Origin of the sequence: Micromonospora sp. KC606 (genome assembly GCF_004348675.1) — a bacterium.
Taxonomy (GTDB): Bacteria; Actinomycetota; Actinomycetes; order Mycobacteriales; family Micromonosporaceae; genus Micromonospora.
In genome coordinates, this window is record NZ_SMKN01000276.1 from 1 (window position 1) to 6,690 (window position 6,690).

General features: G+C 75.8%; 4 protein-coding genes and 2 pseudogenes. All 6 read left to right on the forward strand.

Annotated elements, in window-relative coordinates:
* Positions 1 to 524: pseudogene (locus tag E1193_RS33540) on the forward strand (DNA polymerase Y family protein); the annotation flags it as partial.
* 108 nt (positions 525 to 632) lie between these two features.
* Complete coding sequence (locus E1193_RS28980; RefSeq protein WP_132186348.1) at positions 633 to 3,998, forward strand: error-prone DNA polymerase; 3,366 nt, start codon at positions 633 to 635, stop codon at positions 3,996 to 3,998.
* 94 nt (positions 3,999 to 4,092) lie between these two features.
* On the forward strand, positions 4,093 to 4,269 hold the full coding sequence (locus E1193_RS32205; protein WP_165945854.1) for a hypothetical protein: 177 nt from the start codon (positions 4,093 to 4,095) through the stop codon (positions 4,267 to 4,269).
* A 42-nt stretch (positions 4,270 to 4,311) separates the two neighbouring features.
* Positions 4,312 to 5,076: a methyltransferase domain-containing protein gene (locus E1193_RS28985; RefSeq protein WP_132186349.1), complete on the forward strand. Its 765-nt coding sequence runs from the start codon at positions 4,312 to 4,314 to the stop codon at positions 5,074 to 5,076.
* Positions 5,073 to 6,278: a nucleotide pyrophosphatase/phosphodiesterase family protein gene (locus E1193_RS28990; protein ID WP_132186350.1), complete on the forward strand. Its 1,206-nt coding sequence runs from the start codon at positions 5,073 to 5,075 to the stop codon at positions 6,276 to 6,278. The genes E1193_RS28985 and E1193_RS28990 overlap by 4 nt, the downstream gene beginning before the upstream one ends.
* Positions 6,279 to 6,406: 128 nt before the next feature.
* Positions 6,407 to 6,690 (forward strand): annotated as a pseudogene (locus E1193_RS28995) (DNA polymerase IV); the annotation flags it as partial.

Here is a 6,690-nt window from a genome sequence, read left to right on the forward strand (position 1 = left end):
GTCCCGGCCCGCCCGCGCCGCTGGTCGAGCCCGTCGAGCTGCCCGGCGGGTTGTTGTCGTCCCGGGGTGTCCCGGGACGGGTCGGTGGCGTGCTGCCGTCCTCGACGGGACGGATCGGCGCGGTGCCGGCCGGTGGGTCGTCGCCGGCCGTCCGGACCACCGGCGTCCGCGCGGCGGGTGCCGGGGGGAACGCCGTACCGCCCTGGCCGGGGCGGCTGCCACCGCCCTCGCCCGCGGTGGTGCTGCCCATCCCGCTCGCCGCCGCCGTGTGCGACGTCGCCGGCGAGCCGGTCGTGGTCAGCGCACGGCTGGCTGTCAGCGCCGCGCCGGCCCGGCTGACCGTCGGCACGGCCGCGCCGGTCGAGATCGTCGGCTGGGCTGGCCCGTGGCCGGTGGACGAACGCTGGTGGGCCCCGGCCGAGGCGCGCCGCCGAGCCCGGTTCCAGGTGTGTCTGGCCGACGGCGCCGCACTGCTGCTGGCCGTCGAGGCCGGTCGGTGGCTGGTGGAGGCGATCTATGACTGAGCGGCGCGCCCCGGTCGAGCGGCACGCTGGCCTACCGCGCCGGCTCCGGCCCCTGCGGGGGACGCCACCTTCCAGGACGTCGACGGGTAGCTGCCCGGGAGCTGGCCGATGAGCTTCCACAACCCGAAGACGCCCTGGTCGGAGCTGGAGCAGGTGCTCTCCGGGCGCTCCGGCAAGGAGCGGCCCCGAGGCGAGCGGCACCTGCACGTGGTGGACCCGCTCGCGGCCGACGCCGACGGGGGCGACACCCCGGCCTGGAGCCGCACCCGGCAGCGGTACCAGGCGCCCGAGCTGCCCCGCCCCGACGGCACGGTGCCCTACGCCGAGCTGCACGCGCACAGCAACTTCAGTTTCCTCGACGGGGCCAGCCACCCGGAGGAGCTGGCCGAGGAGGCCGCCCGGCTGGGGCTCACCGCGCTCGCCGTCACCGACCACGACGGGTTCTACGGCGTGGTGCGCTTCGCTGAGGCGGCCCGGGCGCTGCGCCTGCCGACGATCTTCGGCGCGGAGCTCTCCCTCGGCCTGCCAGGTCCGCAGAACGGCGAGCCCGACCCGCTCGGCCGGCACCTGCTGGTGCTCGCCCACGGGCACGAGGGGTACGCCCGGCTCGCCGCCACCATCTCCCGCGCCCAGCTGCGCGGCGGGGAGAAGGGCCGCCCGTGCTACGGCGAGCTGGAGGAGGTCGCCGCCGAGCTGCGTGACCACGTGCTGGTGCTGACCGGCTGCCGCAAGGGGCATGTCCCGGCGGCGCTGCTCACCGAGGGCGTCGACGCGGCGGCCCGGGAACTGGACCGGCTGACCTCGCTCTTCGGCGCGGAGACGGTGGCGGTGGAGCTGACCGACCACGGGCACCCGGTAGACGCCGACCGCAACGACGCCCTGGCCGAGCTGGCCGCCGGAGCCGGGCTGCCCACGGTGGCGACCAACAACGTGCACTACGCCACCCCTGGGCGGCGCCGCCTGGCCACCGCGCTGGCGGCGGTGCGGGCCCGGCGCAGCCTGGACGAGATCGACGGCTGGCTGCCCGCGGCGGCCACCGCCCACCTGCGCAGCGGCGCGGAGATGGCGGCCCGGTTCGCCGCGTACCCCCGGGCGGTGGCGCGGGCCGCCGAGTTCGGCACGGAGCTGGCGTTCGACCTGCACCTGGTCGCGCCGCGGCTGCCGGCGTACCCGGTGCCGTCCGGGCACACCGAGATGAGCTGGCTGCGGCACCTGACCATGACCGGCGCCCGGGAACGCTACGGCCCGCCGCAGGCGCACCCCGAGGCGTACGCGCAGCTGGAGCACGAGCTGCGGATGATCGACGAGCTGGGCTTCCCCGGCTACTTCCTGGTGGTCTACGACATCGTCACGTTCTGTCGCGAGCAGGACATCTACTGCCAGGGCCGGGGGTCGGCGGCGAACTCGGCGGTCTGCTACGCGCTGCGGATCACCAACGTGGACGCGGTGCGGCACCGGCTGCTCTTCGAACGCTTCCTCGCCCCGGAACGCGACGGCCCGCCCGACATCGACGTGGACATCGAGTCCGATCGCCGGGAGGAGGTGATCCAGCACGTCTACGCCCGGTACGGCCGGGAGCACACCGCCCAGGTCGCCAACGTCATCTCGTACCGGCCCCGGTCGGCGGTGCGGGACGTGGCGAAGGCGTTCGGGTTCTCGCCCGGCCAGCAGGACGCCTGGAGCAAGCAGATCGACCAGTGGGGTTCGGTCGCCACGGTGGACGTGGAGGGCATCCCCGAGCAGGTGGTCGCGTACGCGAACGAGCTGCAGAGGTTCCCCCGGCACCTGGGCATCCACTCCGGCGGGATGGTGATCTGCGACCGGCCGGTGATCGAGGTCTGTCCGGTGGAGTGGGGGCGGATGCCGGGGCGCAGCGTGCTCCAGTGGGACAAGGACGACTGCGCCGCCGTCGGCCTGGTCAAGTTCGACCTGCTCGGCCTCGGCATGCTGTCGGCGTTGCACTACGGCTACGACATGATCGGGATGAGCCTCGACCTCGGTGACATGACCCTGGACGACCCCGAGGTCTACGCGATGCTCTGCCGGGCCGACTCGGTCGGGGTGTTCCAGGTGGAGAGCCGGGCCCAGATGGCGACGTTGCCCCGACTGAAGCCGCGCGAGTTCTACGACCTGGTGGTGGAGGTGGCGCTGATCCGGCCCGGCCCGATCCAGGGCGGCTCGGTGCACCCGTACATCCGGCGCAAGAACGGCCAGGAGCCGGTGACGTACCCGCACCCGCTGATGCGCAACGCGTTGGAGAAGACCCTGGGTGTGCCGCTGTTCCAGGAGCAGCTCATGCAGCTCGCCATCGACCTGGCCGGCTTCGACGCGGCCGGGGCCGACCAGCTGCGCCGGGCGATGGGCGCGAAGCGGTCGGTGGAGCGGATGGCGCAGCTCGCCGACCGGCTCTACGCCGGGATGGCCGCGCGGGGCATCACCGGCGAACTGGCCGACGACGTCTACCGGAAGCTGACCGCGTTCGCCAGCTACGGCTTCCCGGAGAGCCACGCGATGAGCTTCGCCTACCTGGTCTACGCCAGCTCCTGGCTCAAGCGCTACCACCCGGGGGCGTTCCTGGCCGCGCTGCTCAACGCCCAGCCGATGGGCTTCTACTCGCCACAGACCCTGGTGGACGACGCCCGCCGGCACGGCGTCGAGGTACGCCGGCCGGACGTCAACGCCAGCGGCGCGAAGGCGATCCTGGAGTCCACCCCGGCCACCCGGTGGGGGAGCCAGCCGGGGGAACCGCCGCACGAGTGGGGCCTGGGCGGGCCGGCCGTCCGGCTCGGGCTGTCGAGCGTGCGTACCCTCGGCGATCCGGTGGCCGAGCGGATCGAGGCGGAGCGGACGGCGCACGGGCCGTACCGTGACCTGCCGGACCTGGCCCGGCGGGTCGGGCCCACCGCCGCGCAGCTGGAGGCGCTGGCCACCGCGGACGCTCTCGCCTGTTTCGGGCTGACCCGGCGGCAGGCCCTCTGGGCCGCCGGCGCCGCCGCCCAGGACCGGCCGGGCCGGCTGCCCGGCACGGTCACCGGCACGGCGGCGCCCACCCTGCCCGGGATGGAGGCGGTGGACCGGCTCGTCGCCGACGTCTGGGCCACCGGGCTGTCCCCGGAGAGCCATCCGGCCCGGTTCATCCGGGAACGGCTGGACGCCCTCGGCGCGGTGCCGGTGGCCCGGCTCGGCCAGGTGGAGCCCGGTCGGCGGATCCGGGTCGGCGGAATCGTCACCCACCGGCAACGGCCCGCCACCGCCGGCGGGGTCACCTTCCTCAACCTGGAGGACGAGACGGGGATGCTCAACGTCACCTGTTCCCCGGGGCTGTGGCAGCACTACCGCCGCACGGCCCGCACCAGCGCGGCGCTGGTGGTGCGGGGCCGGTTGCAGCGGCACGAGGGCGTCACCAGCCTCATCGCCGACCGGCTGGACGCGATCGAACCCCCCGTCAGCCCGGTGTCCCGGGACTTTCGCTGACCGCAGTGATCCACATTACAGTTTCCCGGGCCGGGACGCGGGAGACTTCCGCACACGTGCGGGCAGAGTGGCCCGCTCGGGCAAGGGGGTATCCATGACCTTCAGCATGCGCACCGGTGGGGTGGCGAACAACCGGCGTACCCGGCTGGCGGCCGGCTGGTCGCCCGTCCAGGACGCGGGGCCCCGCGAGTACCAGGTGACCGACGGGCCGGTGGCCAACGCCCAGCGGTCCCGTGCGGAGGAGGACCCGGCCGGCGGGGGGGCGTCCTGACCGGCGGCTGCGGCACCGCCTGCGGGGGGTCGGGTGGCGCGGTTGACTAGGCTCGACCGGGTGGAGCAGACCACCGGGTTCACCGGACCGCCGCTGACCCCCCGTACCGCTGTCATCTGGTCGGTCCTCGCCGCCGAGTTGGACCGGCACGCCGGTGACCAGCTCACCGTGCTCGACGTCGGTGGCGGGACGGGAGGCTTCGCCGTCCCGCTCGCCCAGGCTGGCCACCAGGTCACCGTGGTCGACGCCAGCCCCGACGCGCTCGCCGCGTTGACCCGCCGGGCCGCCGAGGCCGGGGTCGCCGACCGGGTACGCGCCGTGCAGGGCGACGGTGACGCGCTGGCCGGGCTGGTCGAACCAGCCGGCGCGGACCTGGTGCTCTGCCACTCGGTGCTGGAGGTGGTCGACGACCCGGCGCCGGTGGCCGCCGCGCTCGTCGCCGCGCTGCGCCCGGGGGGCGCGGCCAGCGTGCTGGTCGCCGGCCGGGCCGCCGCCGTGCTGGGTCGGGCGATGAACGGCCACCTGGACGTCGCCGCCGCGCTCGCCGCCGCCCCGACCGGCTCCGCGGGGCCGCGGGACACCCTGCGCCGCCGCTTCGACGCCGAGGGCGCTGCCGCGCTGTTGGGTGCCGCAGGGCTCGCCGTGGAGGAGATCCACGGGGTACGCGTCCTCGCCGACCTGCTCCCCGCCGCGGTGGCCGACGGCCAGCCGGCCGCCCTGGTCGAGCTGGAGCGGGCCCTGGCCGCCCGCTCGCCGTACCGGGAACTCGCCGCCCAACTGCACCTGTTCGCCCGCCGCCCGGCATGACCGACCCGGGGCGACCTCCGACCGGTTCGGACGCCGTCGCGCGCGTCCCCGACGCCGGGCCGCTGGCGGTCGTGCCACCCCGCTACGGCGGTGACAGCCTCGCCGACGTGGTGCCCAGCGCGCTGGCCGTGCTCGGCGTCCCCGGCTCGGTCGACCTGCTCGGCCTCGCACCCCGGTTGGCCGGGGTGCGCCGCATCGCGGTGCTGCTCGTCGACGGGCTCGGCTGGTACCAGATCCCGACCGCCGCGCCGTACGCCCCGATCCTGGCCGGGCTGGCCGCCACCGCCGGCCGGCCGCTGACCGCCGGTTTCCCGTCCACCACTCCGACCAGCCTGGTGAGCCTCGGCGCGGGCGTCGCCCCCGGAGCGCACGGGGTGCTCGGCTTCACCGTCCGGGTGCCGGGCACCGACCGGGTGCTCAATCACATCGAGTGGGCCGATGACCCGGAGCCGCTGCGCTGGCAGCCGGTCCGTACCCAGTGGGAGCGAGCCCGCGCGGCCGGCGTCGCGGTGACCGTGGTCAGCCGCCCCGAGTTCGCCGGCAGCGGCCTGACCCTGGCCGCCAACCGGGGCGGCGACTATCGGGGCGCGGCCGGGGCGGACGCCCTGGCAACCGCGATGCTCGCCGCGCTGGCCGCCGGTCCCGGCCCGACGCTGGTCTCCGGCTACCATCCGGACCTGGACCGGCACGGCCACCTCAGCGGGGTGGACTCGGTGCCCTGGCGGGTCGCCGCCGCCGAGGTGGACGGGCTGCTCGCCCGGCTCGTCGACGGTCTCCCGGCGGACGCCGCGCTGCTGGTCACCGCCGACCACGGCCAGCTCGACGTGCCCGCCGCGCACCGTGTCGACCTGGACACCGATCCCCAGCTGCGCGAGGGCGTCCGGGTGGTGGCCGGTGAGCCCCGGGTGCGCTATCTGCACGTCGCGCCGGGGGCGGTCAGCGACGTGGTTGCCGCCTGGTCGGCGGTGCTCGGGCCGGCCGCCCGGGTGCAGACCCGGGAGGAGGCGGTGGCCGCCGGCCGGTTCGGGCCGGTGCCGCCGGAGCACCTGGGGCGCGTCGGCGACGTCGTGGTCACCTGCACCGGCACGTACGCGGTGCTCGCCAGCCGTTCCGAACCGCCGGCGGTGTCCCGGCTGGTGGCGTACCACGGTGCGGACACGGCCGCCGAGATGACCATCCCGCTGCTGGTCGTCCGGGGCTGACCCAGCCCGGGATGCGGCGGGTGGGGGTTTCTCGGTCGGTGGATGGCCCGGATTGCCGCAACCCGTGTCGGGCTGTGCCGGCGGTGTCGGCCGCGCGGGGTGTCGTACCGGCGGGTTAGCGTGCGGGAATGGGCCGAAGCCAGTCGTTGCCGCGCGGCGGTGACCCGCGCTTCGGGCCGGGTGCCGACGATTCCGGCAGCCCCATCCTGCACGTCGACATGGATGCCTTCTTCGCCTCGGTCGAGGTGCGGCACCGGCCGGAGTTGCGCGGCCGGCCCGTCGTGGTCGGCGGGGTCGGCCCGCGCGGCGTGGTCAGCTCTGCCAGCTACGAGGCGCGGCGGTACGGCGTCCGCAGCGCCATGCCCACCGCCCGGGCTCGGGTGCTCTGCCCGCACGCGGTCTACCTCCCGCC

Excerpts from the sequence above, each read along its gene's own strand:
- E1193_RS28990 (WP_132186350.1), top strand. The coding sequence starts at position 5,073 with ATGACCGACCCGGGGCGACCTCCGACCGGTTCGGACGCCGTCGCGCGC.
- E1193_RS28980 (WP_132186348.1), top strand. The coding sequence starts at position 633 with ATGAGCTTCCACAACCCGAAGACGCCCTGGTCGGAGCTGGAGCAGGTG.
- E1193_RS32205 (WP_165945854.1), top strand. The coding sequence starts at position 4,093 with ATGACCTTCAGCATGCGCACCGGTGGGGTGGCGAACAACCGGCGTACC.